The following is a 19,629-nucleotide window of genomic DNA, read 5'->3' on the forward strand; positions in this document are numbered from 1 at the left end:
CGGATGCCACGTCCTCGAGCTCTGCGGAGCGGTGAGGGCGTGGCATTCGGCGTTCACGGGCGCGCGCGGGTGTCGCTTCGGGCGGTCGTGTCGTCGCCCAGAGACGGCCGGCCTTCGTGCCTGAGCGTCGTCGCCCGGGTGAACGCCGACCCGCTGCGGGGGCGCATGGGCCATTGGAGCCCGACCGGGTGAGCAGCCCGGTGTCGACGGGGCAGCGGCGCATTCGACGTCGTCGGTGACCGTCGTTCGGTGCGGCTCCTCCCCAGCGGGGGAGCTGGCACGGTCGTCCACCGATCGGTCCGCCCCGCCCACGGGACGTGGAGGCTCATCCCTACCGTGAGTGCATGACCGCTCGTCCCGCCGAAGCCCCGGATGCCGAGGGGACCGGCGCGCGGCGCAAGCTGGGCGTCGGCGCGGTGATCGTGCTGATCCTCGCGGCCTTCGCCGTGACGATCGGCATCGGGATGTTCCGCGGCACGACCGGGGCCGAGACCGTCACCCCCGGTCCGTCGCCCTCGCGGAGTGCGGTGGTCCCCGCCCAGACCGGCGTCTACGTCCACGTCGCCGGTGCGGTGCACCGAGCGGGACTGTACCGGCTCGATGTCGGCGGCCGGGTCGCCGACGCCGTGGCTCTGGCCGGCGGGTTCGCCGACGACGCGGATCGCGACGGCGTCAATCTCGCCCGTACCGTGACCGACGGGGAGCAGATCGTCGTCCCCGTGGCGGGTGCTGCCCCCGAAGGGGATGGGCCCGGCGCTTCGGGGACCGCGAGCGCGCTCCTCGACCTCAACACGGCGACCGCGGAGCAGCTCGACACCCTGCCCCGGGTAGGGCCCGCGATGGCCGACCGCATCCTCGCGTGGCGCAAAGAGAACGGACGCTTCACCAGTGTCGACGACCTGCTGTCGGTGCCCGGGATCGGCGACAAGATGCTCGCCGCGATCCGCGACCTGGTGCGCGTGTGAACACAAGCCGGGCGCTGCGGCGGCGGTCTCTGCGGCCGGTCGTGGTGGCGGGGGCGACATGGACGGCGGCTGCGGCGGCGACCGCCCTGACCGATCCGGGACTGCTCGCCGTGTGCCTCTCGGCAGCGGCGGCCATCGTGGTCGCGCTCCTCGTCCGGGTGCGGCATCCGTTGCTGGTCGTCGTTGCGGTCGCGCTCGCCTGCGCGGGTGCCTCCGCCGCAACGGTGTCGTCTCTCGTCCCGACGCGCGAGGCGGTCGCCCACCTCCAGGTGGAGGGCGGGCGGCACCTGCGGGTCACGGCGACGGTGACGGGACATCTGGCCAGGAGTTCCGGCGGCGGGGCGTGGATGGACGCGTCGGTCTCGACCCTGACCGCGGGCGCCACCGCGGTGAGCGGTCTAATTCCGGCTCGCATCGGCTTCGATCCCGAGGTGCTGAGCGACGTCGCCTCGATCGGTCCCGGCAGTGAGATCGTCGTCGCAGGGACGGGCATCCCCACCGACCCCGCCGATCGCGCGATCCTGGCGCTGCGCGCGAACGAGGTCGAGCGCGCATCCGCGCCCGAGGGCGTCTGGGCGGTGTTCGAACAGCTTCGCGACGGGCTCGTGGCCTCGACGCACGGCCTGCCGCAACCCGGGGCGGGCCTCATCCCGGGTCTGGCCGTCGGCGACACCTCCAGCCTCGACAGCGACACCGAGATCGCCATGAACGCCGCCTCCCTCTCCCACCTCACCGCGGTCTCGGGCGCCAACTGCGCCTTGGTCGTGGGATCCGCCTTCGGTGTGCTCGGGCTGTGCGGGGTTCGTCGTGGCATCCGTGTGGTGGGCGCACTCATCGTGCTGGCAGCGTTCGTCATCCTGGTCACGCCCGAGCCCAGCGTCGTCCGCGCCGCCGCGATGAGCGCGATCGCGCTGCTGGCGGTCGCCCTGGGGCGACCGACCATCGGTATCGCCGTTCTGGCGGGGGCGGTGACCGTGCTGTTGATCGCCGACCCCTGGTTGTGCCGATCACTCGGCTTCGCCCTGTCCGCCGCGGCGACCGCCGCCCTCCTCGTCCTCGCCCGACCGCTGGCCACCGGGTTCGGGCGATGGATGCCGCAACCTCTCGCACTGGCACTGGCGGTGCCCACGTCGGCTCAGATCGTGTGCGGTCCGCTCATCGTGCTGATCGACCCGCACGTTCCCCTGCTCGGGGTGGTGGCCAACATGCTCGCCGATCCGGCCGCGGCGCCGGCCACGATCGCGGGTGCGCTCGCCTGCATCGCCCCTGTCCCGTGGCTTCGCGACGGGCTGACCGCCCTCGCCTGGATCCCCGCCGCCTGGATCGCCGCCATCGCGCGGACCGCGGCGGCAGTCCCGGCTCAGAATCTGCCCTGGCCGGAGGGCACCCTCGGTGCGGCCTTGCTGGCCGTCGTGGGGGCGGCGATCGCGGTGGCCGTGGCGCGTCCGCGCAGGGTGCCGCGGCTGACAGCGACCGCGACGGCGATGGTCGCGGTGCTCGTGGGGGTGACCGGGGCGACGGGTGTCGTTCGATCCGTGGCCGGGCCGCTCACCGTTCCCGCGCTGTGGCAGGTGGCCATGTGCGACGTCGGACAAGGGGATGCCACCCTGTGGCGTTCCGGATCGGCGGTCGCCCTCGTCGACACCGGCCCCGACCCTCAGCCCCTCGCCGAGTGTCTCCAGACCCTGGGCATCGCCCATCTCGACCTCGTCGTCCTCACACACTTCGATGAAGACCATGTCGGGGGATCGGCGGCCGTCGTGGGTCGGACCGATCTGATCGTGCACGGTCCTCTCGGCGAAGCGGGTGATCGGAGGTTGCTCGATTGCTTCGTCGCCGGTGGCGCGCGACTGGTCCCGGCGACGATGGGCATGACGGGAACGGTGGGCAGCACTCGGTGGCAGGCGCTCGGGCCCCTGCCCGGTACGGAGCCCGGCAACGCCGCAAGCGTCGCGATCGACGTCGTGGGGGAGGGCTTCCCGCGCACCGTCCTGCTCGGAGACCTCGGCGCCGAGCCGCAAGCGGCGCTGTTGCGACGGGTCGACGCGCCGCGCGTGGAGGTGGTGAAGGTCTCGCACCACGGCAGCGCCGACCAGGATTCTGAGCTGTACCACCGCCTGCACGCCTCGATCGGGTTGATCGGCGTCGGTGCGCACAACACCTACGGTCATCCGACGGCACGCTTGCTCGGCATCCTGAAGGAGGAGGCGACCGTCGCGGCGCGCACGGACACCGGGGGATTGCTCGCCGTCTGGCACGACGAGGAGGGGCGTCTCACCCTGTGGCGCCAGCGTGGAGGGTGACGAAGGTGGGCGCGAGCGGACGAGCGGCTCGCGGCGGGCCAGTGCGCGGTAGCGCCCGCCCCGCACGCGCTCGTCTGCGGCTGCCACCGAGCGCCGGGCGACGGCGGCCATCTCGCGCGGTCGACGTCGCCGCGGCGCCGGCCCCGTTCCCTCTTCGGCCCGGTACGCGTGTCCGACCCTGTCGGTAGGCTGTGAGGGTGACCCCGGCCCCTCGACGCGCAGCCCCTGCCAAGGCCAAATCGGCCATCCCGCAGGTGTCGTGGCGCGCCCCGCAGCCGGCTCCCATCGTGCTGGTCTCGGGCCCCGAAGAGGTCTGCGCCGAACGCGCGATCGCCGGTATCCGCTCCCTGCTGAAGAGCGAAGACCCGAGCCTCGAGGTCACCGACATCCGTGCCGACGACTACGCCGCGGGCACCCTGTTGTCCGTCACCTCGCCGTCGTTGTTCGGCGAGCCGCGGCTCGTGCGCGTCAGCGGGGTCGAGAAGTGCAGCGACACGTTCCTCAGCGAGGCCGTCTCGTACCTCTCGCAGACGCAGGAGGGCGCCACGGTCGTCTTGCGCCACACCGGCGCGAGCGTCCGCGGCAAGAAGCTCCTCGACGGCATCCGCGCGGGCCAGGGGAGCGGCATCGAGATCGCGTGTCCCGCCGTCAAGCGCGACTCCGACCGGTTCGACTTCGCCGTCGGAGAATTCAAAGCCGCCCAGAAGCGCATCGCCCCGGTCGCCCTGCGCTCCCTCGTGTCCGCGTTCGCCGATGACCTCACCGAGCTCGCCGCCGCCTGCCAGCAGCTCATCGCCGACGTCCCCGGCGACATCGACGAGCGCATCGTCGAGAGGTACTACGGCGGGCGCGTCGAGACCTCGGCGTTCACCGTCGCCGACACCGCCATCGCCGGTCAGTACGGGCCGGCGCTTCTCGCGCTGCGCCACGCCCTGGCATCCGGAGCCGACCCCGTGCCCCTCGTCGCCGCGGTCGCGATGAAGCTCCGCACGATGGCGCGGGTCGCCGGAACCCGCGAGTCGTCGTCGGCCACCGCACAGCGCCTCGGCATGAAGGACTGGCAGGTCGACCGCGCCCGCCGCGACCTCGTCGGCTGGACCGGCAACACCCTCGGCATGGCGATCCACGCCACCGCCCGCGCCGACGCCGAGGTCAAGGGCGCCTCGCGCGACCCGGTCTTCGCGCTCGAGCGCATGATCACGATCATCGCCACACGCGCCCCGTACGGCGACTGACGCGGTGCGCGGCTGCGCCCGGCGCGAGTTCGAGCGCTACCCGCGGTGTGCGGTGACGTCACGCGCCCCAGACGGGACATCGAGCCGCAGCCGGGACGTTGCACCTCAGACGGTGCACGCACCCCAGACGCGACGTCGCGCCGCGGAGCGCGGTCTCGGGCTCGTGCGGGGCGCCGCTGTTTCACGCCAAGCGGCCTCGCGGCTGCGGTAGCTCCGCCGGGTATGCTCCGCCCGTCGGGTTTGGGGCGCGTTGCGTGCATCGGGGCGTGAATTGCGCGCCCCAATGCACCGAACGCGCCCCAAACCGCCGCGCCCGGCCGCAAACCGGGACCTCCGAACCCGCCTACGGGGTTTGGGGCGCGTTGCGTGCATCGGGGCGTGAATTGCGCGCCCCAGTGCACTGAACGCGCCCCAACCCGCCACGCCCGGCCGCAAACCGCGACCTCCCATCCCGCCTACGAGGTTTGGGGCGCGTTGCGTGCATCGGGGCGTGAATTGCGCGCCCCAATGCACTGAACGCGCCCCAAACCGCCGCGCCCGGCCGCAAACCGGGACCTCTCAACCCGCCATCGGGTTTGGGGCGCGTTGCGTGCTGTGGGGCGCGAATAGTCCGCCCCAATGCACAGAACGCGCCCCGAACCGCTCGGCCCGACCCCCGGTCGAACGCCCCGAACCGCTCGGCCCGACCCCCGGCCGAAGGCCCGAAACCACCGCCCCGTCCCGCCGTGCCTCCCGAACCGCCCCCGGAAACGACGAAGCCCGCCCCGCCGAGGCGGGACGGGCTGTCGAAAGGCTTCGGCTCAGAGAGCGTTGACCTGCTTCGCGATGGCCGACTTGCGGTTCGCGGCCTGGTTCTGGTGGATGACACCCTTGCTCACGGCCTTGTCGAGCTTCTTGCCGGCGAGTACGAGCGCCTTCTCGGCGGCTTCCTTGTCACCGGCCAGGACGGCCTCGCGGGTGCGACGCACGTGCGTCTTCAGCTCGCTCTTGACGGCCTTGTTGCGCTCGTGCGCCTTCTCGTTGGTCTTGTTGCGCTTGATCTGCGACTTGATGTTCGCCACGTCGACGGTCTTTCGTTTGAGTGAATGTTGGAAGTGCCGGTCAAGCGGTAGAGGGGCGCTGCACCGGCGATCGTGGAGGTCGGGAAAAACCCCACACGCAAGCCAAGAATCGAGTCTAACAGGTCGAGGTCTCGATCGTGGTGAGCGCCACCTCCAGCAGCGCGTTGAACACGCGCGGCCGCATCGCCGTGACGAGGTGGGTCGTGCGCGGAACGACGATCAACTCGGCATCCTTCGCGATCGACGAGAACAGCTTCTCGTTCACGCGCAGCTGGTCCCACTGCCCATTGATGAACCACAGTGGCACCTCGATGCGCCGCAGTGCCGCGAGCAGGTCGAGCACGGACAGTGACGCGAGCGCGGTGTCCTGCGCGTCGAACGCGTAGCCGCCGGCGCCGAAGTCGGGCCGGGTCTCGGGCGGCAGAGTGCGATCCAGCACGCGGTTGGTCAGCCCCAGGCCGCGATCGGGGAGGCTGTCGAACCGCCGCGCGAGGAAGCGATACGCCGCAAGCCCCACGCCGCGGGGGATCGAGGTGCACGATGCCGCGACGAACGCGGCGACCGGCGGCGGCTCCTCCTCCCGACCCACGTACTCGATCGAGAGCAGTCCGCCCATCGAATGGCCCACCAGCAGCACGGGTCCCCGGGTCGCGGCTTCGCGAACGGCTGCGTCGATCGTGGCGAAGGCGCCGTCGAGCGTGAAGTCCTCGCCCCGGCGCGTGCCGTGCCCGGGCAGGTCGACCGCGATCGCGGGCGTGCCCCGCTGCTCGAGGTACGCGACCTGCGTGCGCCACATGGTCGCCGACGTGCGGATGCCGTGCACGAACACGACCTGGACCGCCATGGCATCCATGCTACGAGCGAGGCACACCGTGAGGTCCGGGCCGCGACGCCGACACCATCCGACCCCGCCGACAACGTGCGCCCTCGTCCGGATCGCATGATCTCGCGCGTCCCGCGGCGCGATCGGGATGCCGGATGCCGGCATCCTGGACATCCGCGGACGGGGATGTCGGCGCGCCACCGTAGAATCGACGGAACATGTCACCGCGCGCCCTGAAGCCCCTCGAGCCGTCCGCCACCCCGCCGGCGCAGATCCGCAACTTCTGCATCATCGCCCACATCGACCACGGCAAGTCGACGTTGGCCGACCGCATGCTGCAGATCACCGGCGTCGTCGCCGACCGCGACATGCGCGCGCAGTACCTCGACCGCATGGACATCGAGCGCGAGCGCGGCATCACGATCAAGTCGCAGGCCGTGCGGATGCCGTGGTCCACCGCCGACGGCACGTTCGCCCTCAACATGATCGACACGCCCGGTCACGTCGACTTCACGTACGAGGTCAGCCGTTCGCTCGCCGCGTGCGAGGGCGCGATCCTCCTCGTCGACGCTGCGCAGGGCATCGAGGCCCAGACCCTGGCGAACCTCTACCTCGCACTCGAGAACGATCTGACGATCATCCCCGTGCTGAACAAGATCGACCTGCCCGCCGCCGACCCCGACAAGTACGCCGCCGAGCTCGCCGGCCTGATCGGCGGCGACCCCGCCGACGTGCTGCGCGTCAGCGGCAAGACCGGCATGGGCGTCGAAGACCTGCTCGACCTCATCGTCGAGAAGATCCCCGCCCCAATCGGCAAGGCCGACGCCCCGGCCCGCGCGATGATCTTCGACTCCGTCTACGACGCCTACCGCGGCGTCGTCACCTACGTCCGCATGATCGACGGGTCCCTCCAGCCGCGCGAGCGGCTGCAGATGATGTCGACCGGCGCGACGCACGAGGCTCTCGAGATCGGCGTCTCGAGCCCGGAGCCGGTGCCCACCCAGGGCCTCGGTGTGGGCGAGGTCGGCTACCTGATCACCGGGGTGAAGGACGTGCGCCAGTCGAAGGTCGGCGACACGATCACCACCCACCGCAAGCCCGCCACCGAGGCGCTGCCCGGCTACACCGACCCGAAGCCGATGGTCTTCTCGGGCATCTACCCGATCGACGGCAGCGACTACGCCGAGCTGCGCGAAGCGCTCGACAAGTTGAAGCTCTCCGACGCCTCGCTGCAGTACGAGCCCGAGACCTCGGTCGCGCTGGGCTTCGGCTTCCGCTGCGGCTTCCTCGGGCTGCTGCACCTCGAGATCATCACCGAGCGCCTCTCGCGCGAGTTCGGACTCGACCTCATTACCACGGCTCCGTCGGTGACCTACGAGGTCACGACCGACACCGGTGAGACGGTCTCGGTCACCAACCCCAGCGAATACCCCGACGGTCGCGTCGCCTCCGTGTCGGAGCCGATCGTCAAGGTCGGCATCCTGCTGCCGAAGGACTACGTCGGCACCGTCATGGAACTCTGCCAGACGCGCCGCGGCACGCTCCTCGGCATGGAGTACCTCAGCGAAGACCGCGTCGAGCTGCGCTACCACATGCCCCTCGGCGAGATCGTGTTCGACTTCTTCGACCACCTCAAGTCGCGCACGCAGGGGTACGCGAGCCTCGATTACGAGCCCGCCGGCCAGCAGACGGCCGACCTCGTCAAGGTCGACATCCTGCTGCAGGGCGACAAGGTCGACGCGTTCAGCTCGATCGTGCACCGCGAGAAGGCCTACGCCTACGGCACGCTCATGGCCGAGCGCCTGCGCAAGCTCATCCCTCGTCAGCAGTTCGAGGTGCCCATCCAGGCCGCCATCGGCGCCCGCATCATCGCCCGCGAGACGATCCGCGCGATCCGCAAGGACGTTCTGGCCAAGTGCTACGGCGGTGACATCACCCGCAAGCGCAAGCTCCTCGAGAAGCAGAAAGAGGGCAAGAAGCGCATGAAGATGGTGGGCCGCGTCGAGGTTCCCCAGGAGGCGTTCATCGCCGCCCTGTCGGGAGACGTCGAGGCGAAGAAGTAACGACCGAATCGAGAGGGAGATCATGCGACGGCAGAACTTCACCGACGACACGGTCGACTACGCGGCGGTCGGCGCCACCCAGGCGCCCGACCTCATGCAGTACCCGCCGGAGCACTCCGTGCCCGCGGAAGACGCGTGGCGCATCGGCAGCGGCGATGAGCGCTTCGTCGCGGCCGGTGAGCTCCTGCTCTCCTGGGCTCCGCTGCGCGGGGAGGAACTGAGCATCACCGACGTGCGCCCGGCATCCCGAGGGGGCTATGCCGGTGTCGGCTTCGACGCCGAGGGAGCGCCCGTGGCGCCGAGCCGACTCGAGGCCGAACAGCGCTTCGCCGCCGACGGCACCCCGTTCGTCAGCCCCGGCACCGGCGTGCGCCTGCACGGCAAGGTCGACGGCCACCGCGCCGACGCCGAACTGCGCGTCATCTCGGTCTTCGAGGAGCCCCGCCGGGTCGGCTTCATCCTCGGGACGGTCGGGCATTCGATCGTGAGCGGCGAAGAGCTCTTCGCCCTCGAATGGCGCGAGAACGACGAGGTCTGGTTCGTCGTGCGGGCCTTCGACCGGCCGACCGCGCCGTCGTACCGCCTCTTCACGAGCCGCGTCCGGCGTCGGCGCAAGGCGCTGTTCGCGCGGTACCTGCGCGCGATCTCGCCGCTGTACACGTCCTGATGGGCGGGCCCCTCCCGCTCGGCGACCCCGCGCCCGTCGACGGTCGGCTCCCCGGCGACCTGGTCGTCGACGCCGACGCCGACTTCGGCGTGTACCTGCACGTGCCGTTCTGCCGCGTGCGCTGCGGCTACTGCGACTTCAACACGTACACCGCGAGCGAGCTGCGCGGCGCCCGCCAAGACGACTTCGCCGACACGCTCGCCGCCGAGGTCCGCCTCGCGGGCACGGTGATGGATGCCGCGGGCGGTCGGCGTGCGGCATCCACGGTGTTCTTCGGCGGCGGCACGCCCACATTGCTCCCGCCCGGCGATCTGGCGCGGATGCTGGATGCCGTGCGCGAGGAGTTCGGCATCGCCGAGGGCGCGGAGGTCACGGTCGAGGCCAACCCCGACACGGTCGACGACGCCGTCGCGGGCACCCTCGCCGCGGCGGGCGTGACGCGCCTGTCGATCGGCATGCAGTCGGCCCGGCCGCACGTGCTCGCCGCCCTCGATCGCACGCACGACCCGGCCAACGTCTCCACCGCCGTCTCGGCCGCGCGCCGCGCCGGTCTCGACGTCTCGGTCGACCTGATCTACGGCGCACCGGGGGAGTCGCTCGACGACTGGCGCGCCTCCCTCGAGGCGGCCACCGCTCTGGAGCCCGACCACGTCTCGGCCTACGCGCTGATCGTCGAGGACGGCACGAAGCTGGCTCGGCAGATCCGCTCGGGGGTGGTCGCCATGCCGGATGACGACCTGCAGGCCGACATGTACGAACTCGCCGACGATCTGCTCGCGGCCGCCGGCTACGACTGGTACGAGGTCTCGAACTGGTCGCGCGGGGTCGACCACCGTTCCCGGCACAACCTCGCCTACTGGCGCGGCACCGACTGGTGGGGCTTCGGTCCCGGCGCCCACAGCCATGTCGCCGGGCTGCGCTGGTGGAACGTCAAACACCCGGCCGCGTACGCGCAGCGCCTCGCGGCCGAGGAGTCGCCCGCCGCCGCACGCGAGCGTCCCGACGAGACCGCGCGCCGGCTCGAGTCGGTGCTCCTGCGCAGTCGCATCCGCGAGGGGCTCGCGGTGTCGGAGATCCTCGGCGAGGGCCGCAAGGCCGTGGCATCCCTCATCGCCGACGGCCTCATCGAGGGCGCGGATGCCGTGCGCGGGCGCATCGTGCTGACACGCCGCGGACGCCTGCTGGCGGATGCCGTGGTGCGCGCGCTCACGGCCTGACCCGCGCGGAATCGATCCACCCCTCGAATCGGTGTGCTCTCGCGCGAGACGGCGCACGCCTGTGTCGGCCCCTCGCGCGTGCCGGTGCTCCGCGCCTCCCGACATCCCGGTGATCATCGGCGTCCCGGCGCGTGCCGCATCCCTCGATAAACGCCGATCCGGACGAAACACTGCGCGACGCAGCGTGTCTCGACAGGATCGGCGTTCATCGCCGGGGCGGACGGGACGCGCGAGGCACACCCCGCGAGCCGCTCGACGCAGGGGCCGGGCGATCGTCGTAGAATTGGCACTCAGTCGAGTCGAGTGCCAGACGGGAGGAGCAGCGCATGGTGTCGGAACGCGGCCTCCAGGTCCTGCGCGCGATCGTCCAGGACTACGTCGACACGCGTGAGCCGGTCGGCAGCAAGGCCATCGTCGACCGCCACGCCTTCGGAGTCTCGGCCGCCACGATCCGCAACGACATGGCGCTGCTCGAAGACGAAGAGCTCATCGTCGCGCCGCACACCTCGTCGGGGCGCGTGCCCACCGACAAGGGCTACCGCGTCTTCGTCGACCACCTCGCCGAGCTGAGGCCGCTGTCGACCGCGCAGCGCTCGGCCATCACGTCGTTCCTCGACGAGGCCGGGGATCTCGACGACCTCCTCGCTCGAACGGTGCGGGCGCTCACGCAGCTGACCGGCCAGGTCGCGATCGTGCAGTACCCCTCGTTCTCCCGCGCCAACGTCACGCACGTGGAGCTCGTCGCCCTCGGCGGTCCCCGGGTGCTCGTCATCCTGGTCACCGACACCGGGCGGGTCTCGCAGCGCATCGCGCTCGTGCCCGTCGAGCCCGGTGAGAGCGACATCGCGCTCCTGCGGGCGCGCGTGGGAGCGGTGCTCGTGGGGCGCAGCGTCGCCGAGAGCGCACAGCGCGTGGCAGAAGCCCTCTCCGACGGCCCGCGGCCCGGCGTCGCCCTCGACGCGATCGCCGACGCCGTGCTGCGCGTGGTCGGCGAAGAGCTCGAGGAGTTCCGCCAAGACCGCCTCGTCATGGCCGGTGCGGCGACGCTCGCCAAGCGGGAGCAGGACTTCCGCGGCAGCATCTACCCGCTCCTCGAGGCGATCGAGGAGCAGGTGACCCTGCTGCGGCTGATGAGCGAGATGGTCGCCGACGAGAAGGGCCTGTCGGCGAGTATCGGACGCGAGAACGAACCGTTCGGCCTCGTCGAGGCCTCGGTGCTCGCGAGCCGGTACGACGGCTCGACCGGTGGCGCCCGCGTGGGCCTGCTCGGGCCCACGCGCATGGACTACTCTTCCAACCTCGCGGCGGTCCGCGCCGTCGCGCACTATCTGACCCGGATGCTCGAAGACGACGACAGTTCGCGCTGACGTCGATCGCTGCGAGCACTCCCCACGAGAACGACCCCGCGACAGCGGGCAGGAAGGCGATTGTGGCTGACCACTACGAGGTCCTGGGCGTCGAACGCGACGCCAGCCCGGAAGACATCAAGAAGGCCTACCGGCGTCTGGCGCGCCAGTTGCACCCCGACGTCAACCCGGGGGAGGACGCCTCGGAGCGCTTCAAGCTCGTGACCCACGCCTACGACGTGCTCAGCGACCCCGAGCAGCGTCGCCGCTACGACATGGGCGGCGATCAGAGCCCGTTCGGCGGCGGGGGAGCGGCGGGCTTCGGCGGCTTCAGCGACATCTTCGAGACGTTCTTCGGCGGCGCGCAGGGCGGCGGCGGAGGCCGTGGTCCGCGCCCGCGCTCGCGTCGAGAGCGCGGCCAGGACGCCCTGGTGCGCGTCACGCTGCACCTCGGCGACGTGGTCTTCGGCACGCACCGCGACCTCGAGGTCGACACGGCGGTGCTCTGCGAGACGTGTCAGGGGGCCTGCGCCCAGCCCGGAACGAGCGAGGTCACGTGCGACATCTGCCACGGCTCCGGTCACGTGCAGCGCACCGTGCGGAGCCTGCTCGGCAACGTCGTCACCAGCCAGCCCTGCACCGTGTGCCACGGTCACGGCACGACCATCCCCTACCCCTGCGGCACCTGCCAGGGTCAGGGACGCGTGCGCGCACGCCGCACCGTGTCGGTCGACATCCCCGCGGGCGTCGAGTCGGGTCTGCGCCTGCAGCTCCCCGGCTCGGGCGAGGTCGGTCCGGCCGGCGGCCCCAACGGCGACCTGTACCTCGAGATCACGGTGGAGGCGCACGACGCCTTCAGCCGCGAGGGCGACGACCTCGTCGCGACCCTCGAGGTGTCGATGCCCGACGCCATCCTCGGCGCCACGACGACGATCGAATCCCTCGACGGCTCCGTCGACCTCGAGGTGCGCCCCGGCGTGCAGTCCGGCGACGTGCTGACGATCAAGGGTCGCGGGATCACGCCCCTGCGGGGCTCCCAGCGCGGCGACCTCAAGGTCGGCGTGCACGTGGTGACCCCCACGCGTCTCGATCATCGCGACCGCGCCCTCATCGAGGAGTTCGCCAAGCGCACGAAGGCCCCCAAGCCCCGCCTGGCCGAGCACCAGCAGGGCATGTTCAGCAAGTTCCGCGACCGCTTCCGGCACTGATCGTGGCGCTGCACTTCGTCACCGACGGCGCCGCGTCCGCACGTCCCGGGGATGCCGTGACCCTGACGGGAGCGGAGGCGCACCATGCCGCCAGCGTCCGGCGCGTGCGCGTCGACGAGACGGTGACCCTCGGCGACGGTTGCGGCGTCTGGCTCTCCGGCGTCGTGACGGCCGTCGGCCCCAAGGAGGTCGAGGTCCGCGTCGCCTCGCGCGACGTGGCCTCCGAGCCGTCCCCGCGCTTCGTGCTCGTGCAGGCGCTCGCGAAAGGCGACCGCGACGAGCTCGCGGTGCAGGCGGCCACCGAGCTCGGTGTCGACGCGATCGTCCCGTGGCAGGCGGCACGGAGCGTGTCGCGGTGGGATGCCAAGGAGGACAAGGGGCTCGCGCGCTGGCGCACCATCGTGCGCGAGGCCGCCAAGCAGGCGCATCGCGCGTGGATCCCCGAGGTGCAGAGGCTGGCGCGAACGGCCGACCTCGTCGCCCTCGCCCGCACGGCGCTCGTTCTGGTGCTGGAGCCCTCGGCATCCGCTCGCCTCACCGAGGTGGCCGCGGAGGCCTCGGACGGACGTGACGTCGTGCTCGTCGTCGGCCCGGAGGGCGGCATCGCCCCCGAGGAGCTCTCGACGCTCGAGGACGCGGGCGCGCGGCTCGTGCGCCTCGGCGACACCGTGCTGCGCACCTCCACCGCGGGGGCTGCGGCGGTCTCGGTGCTGTCGGCGGCGCACGGGCGGTGGTGAGCGGGTCCGCGTCACCGGTGCGGGGTGCGCTCCGGCGTTCGGGGCACGAGATCTCCGCCCCGACCGCTCGCCGACGCTTCAGCGGCTCCGCCCACTCGACCTGCGTGTCGGAGGCCCTCACTAGACTGGATGCCATGAGCGAACCGTCGATCTTCACGCGCATCCTGCAGGGCGAGATCCCCGCCGAGATCGTGGCCGAGACCGAGAACGTCTTCGCGATCCGCGACATCGCGCCCCAGGCGCCGGTCCACCTGCTCGTCATCCCCAAGACGGCGCAGTACCGCGATGTCGTCGAGCTCGCCGCCGGCGACCCGGAGCTGCTCACCGAGGTCGTCGCCCTCGCCGACCGCCTCGCCGCCGAGCACGCCGACGGCGACTTCCGACTGATCTTCAACACCGGCGCCGGTGCCGGTCAGACCGTCTTCCATGTGCACGCCCACGTCCTCGCGGGCGGCCTGAACGAAAAGAGCCTGGGTGGCTGATTCCCCCGAAGAGACCGTCGTCGAGCAGATCGCTGTCGACGGTGTGGCCATGGTGCAACTGCTCGGCCCGCAGGATCGCCTCCTGCGCGTCGTCGAGAAGGAGCACCCCGACGTCGACGTCCACGTGCGCGGCAACGAGATCACGCTCTCCGGTGCGGCCGGGGCGGTGCGCGCCGCACGCGGCCTCGTCGACGAACTGCTCGCGATGACCCGCTCGGGCCAGGGCCTCGACCCGTCCGACGTGTCGAGCTCGAACCGCATGCTGAGAAGCGACGGCGGGCCGCGCCCGTCCGAGGTCATGGGTGAGGCGATCCTGTCGTCGCGGGGCAAGGTGATCCGCCCCAAGACGGCCGGGCAGAAGGAGTACGTCGACGCGATCGACGAGAACACCATCGTGTTCGGGATCGGTCCGGCCGGAACCGGCAAGACGTACCTCGCGATGGCGAAGGCCGTGCAGGCGCTGCAGCGCAAAGAGGTCAACCGCATCATCCTGACCCGTCCCGCCGTCGAGGCGGGGGAGCGGCTCGGGTTCCTGCCGGGCACCCTCACCGACAAGATCGACCCCTACCTGCGCCCGCTCTACGACGCGCTCAACGAGATGATGGACCCCGACATCGTCCCCAAGCTCATGGCGACGGGGACGATCGAGGTCGCACCTCTGGCGTACATGCGCGGTCGCACGCTCAACGATTCGTTCGTCGTGCTCGACGAGGCGCAGAACACCACGCCCGAGCAGATGAAGATGTTCCTCACGCGCCTCGGGTTCGGCACGCGCATGGTCGTGACCGGTGACATCACCCAGGTCGACCTCCCGCAGGGCGCGTCGGGTCTGCGCCTGGTCACCCGCGTTCTCAGCGACATCGACGACATCCACTTCTCGCGACTGACCAGCGACGACGTCGTGCGTCATTCGCTCGTCGGCCGCATCGTCGACGCGTACAGCGAGTACGACGAGAAGCGCCTGGCCGCGCGTCGCGAGCGCGACGAGGCCTCCGAGTTCGCCACCCGTGCGGAGCGACGCGGCCCCGGTGCCGCCGGTCCCCGCGATCACCTCCCGAGACGAAACCGCTCATGACGATCGAGATCAACAACGAGTCCGGCCACGAGGTCGACGAACAGGTGCTGCTGCGCCTGATGGAGTACAACCTGGCGGAGCTGCACGTCAGCGCCGACGCCGACGTGGCGATCGTGCTCGTCGACGAAGGCGCCATGGAGTCGCTGCACGTGCAGTGGATGGACGAGCCCGGCCCGACCGACGTGCTCAGCTTCCCGATGGACGAACTGCGTCCCGGCTCCGAAGACGCCCCCACCCCCGCGGGTCTGCTCGGCGACATCGTGCTGTGCCCCGCCGTGGCCGAGACCCAGGCCGTCGCGGCGAAGCACTCGACGCAGGACGAGCTCATCCTCCTCACCACGCACGGGCTCCTGCACCTGCTCGGGTTCGACCACGCCGAACCCGACGAGGAGCGCGAGATGTTCGGCCTGCAGCGCGAGCTGATCAGCGGGTTCCAAGCCGTCGAACGCCAGCGTCGGGCATGACCGAAGCGCTCCTCCTCGTCGCCGCCTTCCTCCTCGTCGCCTTCGGCGGGTTGATGGCGGCCTCCGAGGCGGCGCTCGGCGTGACCTCGCGCACGGATCTCCTGGAGCTCGGCGCCTCGGGCCGCAACGCCCGGTCGCTGCGTCGCATCGCCGATGACACCAGCGCGCACAACACCGCGGTGGTGTTCATCCGCGTGCTTTCCGAGACCACCGCTGCCGTGCTCGTCGCGGCCGCGTTCATGCTGATCTTCGACGACATCTGGCTCGCGGTCGCCGCTGCGGCCGTGCTGATGACGGGGATCTCCTTCGTCGCGGTCGGTGCGAGCCCCCGGTCGGTCGGTCGTCAGCACGCGCGCGGTCTGCTGCGCGGTATCGCTCCCGTCATCCGGGGGATGCGCGTCCTGCTCGGCCCGCTCGCACACGGTCTCGTCGCGGTCGGCAACCGGGTGACCCCCGGGGTCTCGCATTCGACGTCGTTCGCGTCGGAGGAGCAGCTGCTCAGCATCATCGACGAGGCCGCCGAGAACGAGCTCATCGAGGAGGACGACCGCGAGCTCATCCACTCGGTGTTCGACTTCACCGACCGGTACGTGCGCGAGGTGATGGTGCCGCGCACCGACATGGTGAGCGTGGATGCCACCGCCACCTCGCGCGAGGCCCTCGCACTGTTCCTCGAGAAGGGCGTCTCGCGCGTCCCCCTCGCCGACGACGAGGCCGACGACGTCGTGGGGGTTCTCTACCTGAAAGACCTCGTGCAGTTCGGCTTCCGCGACGAGGCGGGCTGGCGCGACGCCCCCATCCGCCGCATCGCCCGACCCGCCGTGTTCGTCCCCGAGTCGATGAAGGCCGAGACGCTCCTGCAGCAGATGAAGAAGGATGCCGTCCACGTCTGCCTCGTCGTCGACGAGTACGGCGGTGTCGCCGGTCTGGTCACCCTCGAAGACCTCATCGAGGAGCTCGTGGGCGAGATCGCCGACGAGTACGACGCACCGAACACCGAGATCGTCGAGCTCCCCGACGGACGCTACCGGGTCAACGCCCGCCTCGGCCTCGATGAGGTCGGCGACCTCTTCGGCCTCGAGCTCGACGACGAGGACGTCGACTCGATCGGCGGTCTGCTGGGCAAGGCGCTCGGTCGCATCCCGCAACCCGGCGCCACCGCCGAACACTCCGGCCTCGTGATGACCGGCGGCGCATCGCGCGGCCGCAACCGGGGTATCGCCACCGTGATCGTCGAGCGCAGCGAAACGCCCGCCGACGACGACGCCGAGGCAGAGCTCTCGGCGCGTGAAAGGAACGACAGATGACCGACACCCGATCCGGCTTCGTGACCTTCGTGGGCCGGCCCAACGTCGGCAAGTCCACGCTGACCAACGCGCTCGTGGGCGAGAAGGTCGCGATCACGAGCGAGAAGCCGCAGACGACGCGGCGCGCGATCCGCGGGATCGTCAACCGACCCGGCGGGCAGCTGGTGGTCGTCGACACCCCCGGCATCCACCGACCGCGCACCCTGCTCGGCCAGCGCCTGAACGACCTGGTGGAGCAGGTGCTCGGCGACGTCGACGTCATCGCGTTCTGCGCCCCCGCGACCGAGAAGGTCGGCCCCGGCGATCGGCGGATCGCGGAGTCGCTGTCCGGATACCCGCGTGCCAAGAAGGTCGCCCTGGTGACCAAGACCGACGCCGCCAGTCGCGACCAGATCACCGAACGCCTCGTCGAGGTCGATGCGCTCCGCGAGGACTGGGCCGCGGTCATCCCCCTCTCGGCCGTGACCAACGATCAGCTCGACGTCCTCAGCGACGAGCTGCTGGCGCTCATGCCCGTGGGCCCGGCGCTCTACGCCGACGACGTCGTGACCGACGAGACGCTCGAAGACCGCATCGCCGAGATCATCCGCGAAGCCGCCCTGCACGGCGTGCGCGATGAGCTTCCGCACTCGATCGCGGTCACGGTCGACGACGTCGCCGCCCGTGAAGACAGCGATCTCACCGACGTCTACGCGAACATCGTCGTCGAGCGCGACAGCCAGAAGGCGATCATCATCGGCCGCAAGGGCTCTCGACTGGCCGATGTCGGCGCGCGCGCTCGCGCCGGTATCGAACCGCTCGTGGGTGGGCGCGTCTACCTATCGCTGCACGTGCGCGTGGCGAAAGAATGGCAGCGCGACCCGAAGCAGCTCGGACGCCTCGGCTTCTGAGGGGCGTCCGCCACCCGGCGGCCGAGCAACCCCGACCCCGCGCGAGAGCGTGCGGTCCTCACGGAAGGTGCACGTAATGGCGAAGCGATGGACGGCGCCGACTCCGGGGCCGATCGAGACCTGGAGCTACGACGAGGTCGAGGTTCCCGCGCCCGGGCCCGGAGAGGTGAAGATCCGCGTGCGCGCGGCCGGAGTCAATCCCGCCGACGCCAAGCACGTCGCGACGGCGCGTGCGGGCGTGCAGTTCCCGGTGCCCATCGGCTACGAACTCTCGGGGCAGGTCATCGCCCTCGGTGCCGACGCCGTCGGTGGTTCGGGCGAGCTCGCGGTCGGCGATGAGGTCGTGGCGTTCCGGGTGCAGGGCGCCTATGCCACCGACATCACGGTTCCCGCCCGCGACGTGTTCGCCAAACCCGCGAACCTCTCGCACGAAGAGGCCGCGAACCTCCTGCTTGCAGGGACCACCGCGGCGGAGATGATCCAGGTCACGCGGGTCGCCGAGGGAGAGACCGTGCTGCTGCACGCCGCATCCGGAGCGGTCGGGGTGAGTCTGCTCCAGCAGGCGCGCGTGCTCGGGGTGCGCGTCATCGGCACGGTCGGGGCGGATGCCGACGACTCCGCCGAGCGCGTTTGTCGCTACGGCGGGATCCCGGTCGCCTACGGCGAGGGACTGCGCGAGCGCGTCGAGGCGGCGGCCGACGGTGCTGCGATCGCGGCCGCCTGGGACGCGGCGGGGACCGACGAGGCCATCGACGTCTCGCTCGAGCTCGTCTCCGACCGGGACCGTGTCGTCACGATCGTCTCGCCCGACCGGGCGAAGGCCGACGGCTTCCTCTGGATCGCCGGAGCGCGCCCCGAGAGCGCCCGGTTCCGCGACATCGCCCGTGCCCGGGTGCTCGAGCTCGCGGCATCCGGTGCCCTCGAGGTGCCTGTCGCGCGCACCTACCCGCTCGACGAGGCCGTCGAAGCCGTGCGTTTCGTCATGACCGGGCACCCCGGCGGCAAGGTCGCCCTGCTGCCGTGAGCGCCTCGCCGTTCACGTTGCCGCCCGCGCCGGAGACCCTCGAGATCACGGCGGAGCGGGTACGCCTGCGTCCATTCGAGGAGCGCGATCTCGACGCGATGGCGGCGTACCGCGGCGACGCCGAGGTGTGCCGGTTCCTCCCCTTCGATCCGCAGTCGCCCGACGACATCCGACGCCGCAACGGTCACCTGATGGGTCGCACGACGCTGGAGGGGGAGCGCGGCGGGGTCATGCTGGTCATCGAACGGCTCGACGACGGCGCGGTGATCGGCGACCTCGTGCTCTTCCACCTCGATGCGGACGAGGGTTCGGCCGAGATCGGCTGGGTCGTGAGCCCGGCGGCATCCGGCCTGGGCCTCGCCACCGAGGCGGTACGCGCGCTCATCGACACGGCGTTCGAGGTCTACGGGCTCCGTCGCCTCGTCGCCCAGATCGATCCCGACAACGCTCGCTCTGTCGCGTTGGCCGAGCGCCTCGGGATGCGCCGCGAGGCGCACTTCGTCGAGAAGGACTGGTTCAAGCACCGCTGGGCCGACCTGCTCGTCTACGCCGTGCTGGCGCGCGAGTGGGGATCACCCGTCGCATGACGGCGGGCGCTCGCGCCGCGGGCGGGGCGGATGCCGCGGCACGGGGCTGCTACGATCGCTCCATGCGCTTCGGTGGCCTTCTTCTTCTTAGCTGCCGCGACGAGTCCTCGTTCTAAGGGCCTTCCTCGTCGCGGAGATCGTCGTCGGCCCCACCGAACGAATCTAAAGAAGCGAC

At 71.1% G+C, this 19,629-nt stretch carries 18 protein-coding genes; 16 read left to right on the forward strand and 2 right to left on the reverse strand.

Features of this window, described 5'->3' with window-relative positions; genetic code table 11:
• Positions 1-344 precede the first annotated feature (344 nt).
• The 3 genes from Q0818_RS05830 to holA all read left to right on the forward strand — a co-directional run bounded on the left by Q0818_RS05830 (position 345) and on the right by holA (position 4,503).
• Positions 345-965 (forward strand): ComEA family DNA-binding protein, encoded by a 621-nt coding sequence (locus tag Q0818_RS05830; protein WP_298872577.1) that lies wholly within the window; start codon positions 345-347, stop codon positions 963-965.
• Positions 962-3,268 (forward strand): ComEC/Rec2 family competence protein, encoded by a 2,307-nt coding sequence (locus tag Q0818_RS05835; protein ID WP_298872578.1) that lies wholly within the window; start codon positions 962-964, stop codon positions 3,266-3,268. Before Q0818_RS05830 ends, Q0818_RS05835 begins: the two co-directional genes overlap by 4 nt.
• Positions 3,269-3,465: 197 nt before the next feature.
• Complete coding sequence (gene holA / locus Q0818_RS05840; protein ID WP_298872579.1) at positions 3,466-4,503, forward strand: DNA polymerase III subunit delta; 1,038 nt, start codon at positions 3,466-3,468, stop codon at positions 4,501-4,503.
• A gap of 800 nt (positions 4,504-5,303) precedes the next feature.
• On the opposite strand, the gene rpsT is transcribed toward holA, so the two are convergent.
• Together rpsT and Q0818_RS05850 are read right to left on the reverse strand one after the other, a co-directional pair.
• On the reverse strand, positions 5,304-5,564 hold the full coding sequence (rpsT, locus tag Q0818_RS05845; protein WP_076675791.1) for a 30S ribosomal protein S20: 261 nt from the start codon (positions 5,562-5,564) through the stop codon (positions 5,304-5,306).
• A gap of 115 nt (positions 5,565-5,679) precedes the next feature.
• On the reverse strand, positions 5,680-6,408 hold the full coding sequence (locus Q0818_RS05850; RefSeq protein ID WP_298872583.1) for an alpha/beta hydrolase: 729 nt from the start codon (positions 6,406-6,408) through the stop codon (positions 5,680-5,682).
• A 197-nt stretch (positions 6,409-6,605) separates the two neighbouring features.
• Between Q0818_RS05850 and lepA the strand changes: the two genes are divergently transcribed.
• The 13 genes from lepA to Q0818_RS05915 all read left to right on the forward strand — a co-directional run bounded on the left by lepA (position 6,606) and on the right by Q0818_RS05915 (position 19,454).
• Positions 6,606-8,450 carry a translation elongation factor 4 gene (lepA, locus tag Q0818_RS05855; RefSeq protein ID WP_298872586.1) on the forward strand — a complete coding sequence of 615 codons (1,845 nt, stop codon included), beginning with the start codon at positions 6,606-6,608 and terminating at the stop codon, positions 8,448-8,450.
• Positions 8,451-8,472: 22 nt separating this feature from the next.
• Positions 8,473-9,117: a DUF1990 family protein gene (locus Q0818_RS05860; RefSeq protein ID WP_298872589.1), complete on the forward strand. Its 645-nt coding sequence runs from the start codon at positions 8,473-8,475 to the stop codon at positions 9,115-9,117.
• Positions 9,117-10,334: a radical SAM family heme chaperone HemW gene (gene hemW / locus Q0818_RS05865; RefSeq protein WP_298872592.1), complete on the forward strand. Its 1,218-nt coding sequence runs from the start codon at positions 9,117-9,119 to the stop codon at positions 10,332-10,334. The genes Q0818_RS05860 and hemW overlap by 1 nt, the downstream gene beginning before the upstream one ends.
• Before the next feature lie 326 nt (positions 10,335-10,660).
• Positions 10,661-11,701, forward strand: coding sequence for a heat-inducible transcriptional repressor HrcA (gene hrcA / locus Q0818_RS05870; RefSeq protein ID WP_298872596.1), 1,041 nt, complete (start codon positions 10,661-10,663; stop codon positions 11,699-11,701).
• A gap of 62 nt (positions 11,702-11,763) precedes the next feature.
• On the forward strand, positions 11,764-12,888 hold the full coding sequence (gene dnaJ / locus Q0818_RS05875) for a molecular chaperone DnaJ (protein WP_298872599.1): 1,125 nt from the start codon (positions 11,764-11,766) through the stop codon (positions 12,886-12,888).
• 2 nt (positions 12,889-12,890) lie between these two features.
• Complete coding sequence (locus Q0818_RS05880) at positions 12,891-13,625, forward strand: 16S rRNA (uracil(1498)-N(3))-methyltransferase (protein ID WP_298872604.1); 735 nt, start codon at positions 12,891-12,893, stop codon at positions 13,623-13,625.
• Between the two features lie 134 nt (positions 13,626-13,759).
• The gene (locus tag Q0818_RS05885) at positions 13,760-14,107 is read left to right on the forward strand and encodes an HIT domain-containing protein (RefSeq protein WP_298872607.1); all 348 of its coding nucleotides are present in this window, start codon (positions 13,760-13,762) and stop codon (positions 14,105-14,107) included.
• A 49-nt stretch (positions 14,108-14,156) separates the two neighbouring features.
• Positions 14,157-15,182 carry a PhoH family protein gene (locus tag Q0818_RS05890; protein WP_298873144.1) on the forward strand — a complete coding sequence of 342 codons (1,026 nt, stop codon included), beginning with the start codon at positions 14,157-14,159 and terminating at the stop codon, positions 15,180-15,182.
• Positions 15,179-15,646: an rRNA maturation RNase YbeY gene (gene ybeY / locus Q0818_RS05895; protein WP_298872609.1), complete on the forward strand. Its 468-nt coding sequence runs from the start codon at positions 15,179-15,181 to the stop codon at positions 15,644-15,646. Before Q0818_RS05890 ends, ybeY begins: the two co-directional genes overlap by 4 nt.
• A complete protein-coding gene (locus Q0818_RS05900; protein WP_298872611.1) occupies positions 15,643-16,953 on the forward strand; it encodes a hemolysin family protein in 1,311 nt (436 codons plus the stop codon). The genes ybeY and Q0818_RS05900 overlap by 4 nt, the downstream gene beginning before the upstream one ends.
• A complete protein-coding gene (gene era, locus Q0818_RS05905) occupies positions 16,950-17,843 on the forward strand; it encodes a GTPase Era (protein WP_298872614.1) in 894 nt (297 codons plus the stop codon). Before Q0818_RS05900 ends, era begins: the two co-directional genes overlap by 4 nt.
• 76 nt (positions 17,844-17,919) lie before the next feature.
• The gene (locus tag Q0818_RS05910) at positions 17,920-18,867 is read left to right on the forward strand and encodes an NADP-dependent oxidoreductase (RefSeq protein WP_298872617.1); all 948 of its coding nucleotides are present in this window, start codon (positions 17,920-17,922) and stop codon (positions 18,865-18,867) included.
• The gene (locus tag Q0818_RS05915) at positions 18,864-19,454 is read left to right on the forward strand and encodes a GNAT family protein (protein WP_298872620.1); all 591 of its coding nucleotides are present in this window, start codon (positions 18,864-18,866) and stop codon (positions 19,452-19,454) included. The genes Q0818_RS05910 and Q0818_RS05915 overlap by 4 nt, the downstream gene beginning before the upstream one ends.
• Positions 19,455-19,629 lie beyond the last annotated feature (175 nt).

It is taken from the genome of uncultured Microbacterium sp., from assembly GCF_947489255.1.
Classification (GTDB): Bacteria; Actinomycetota; Actinomycetes; order Actinomycetales; family Microbacteriaceae; genus Microbacterium; species Microbacterium phycohabitans.

Bases quoted from the DNA above. Each gene is read 5' to 3' on its own strand.
- Q0818_RS05890 (WP_298873144.1), top strand. From the start codon at position 14,157: ATGGTGCAACTGCTCGGCCCGCAGGATCGCCTCCTGCGCGTCGTCGAG.
- lepA (WP_298872586.1), top strand. From the start codon at position 6,606: ATGTCACCGCGCGCCCTGAAGCCCCTCGAGCCGTCCGCCACCCCGCCG.
- Q0818_RS05900 (WP_298872611.1), top strand. From the start codon at position 15,643: ATGACCGAAGCGCTCCTCCTCGTCGCCGCCTTCCTCCTCGTCGCCTTC.
- Q0818_RS05830 (WP_298872577.1), top strand. From the start codon at position 345: ATGACCGCTCGTCCCGCCGAAGCCCCGGATGCCGAGGGGACCGGCGCG.
- ybeY (WP_298872609.1), top strand. From the start codon at position 15,179: ATGACGATCGAGATCAACAACGAGTCCGGCCACGAGGTCGACGAACAG.
- Q0818_RS05860 (WP_298872589.1), top strand. From the start codon at position 8,473: ATGCGACGGCAGAACTTCACCGACGACACGGTCGACTACGCGGCGGTC.
- Q0818_RS05885 (WP_298872607.1), top strand. From the start codon at position 13,760: ATGAGCGAACCGTCGATCTTCACGCGCATCCTGCAGGGCGAGATCCCC.
- Q0818_RS05910 (WP_298872617.1), top strand. From the start codon at position 17,920: ATGGCGAAGCGATGGACGGCGCCGACTCCGGGGCCGATCGAGACCTGG.
- era (WP_298872614.1), top strand. From the start codon at position 16,950: ATGACCGACACCCGATCCGGCTTCGTGACCTTCGTGGGCCGGCCCAAC.
- hrcA (WP_298872596.1), top strand. From the start codon at position 10,661: ATGGTGTCGGAACGCGGCCTCCAGGTCCTGCGCGCGATCGTCCAGGAC.
- Q0818_RS05850 (WP_298872583.1), bottom strand. From the start codon at position 6,408: ATGGCGGTCCAGGTCGTGTTCGTGCACGGCATCCGCACGTCGGCGACC.
- hemW (WP_298872592.1), top strand. From the start codon at position 9,117: ATGGGCGGGCCCCTCCCGCTCGGCGACCCCGCGCCCGTCGACGGTCGG.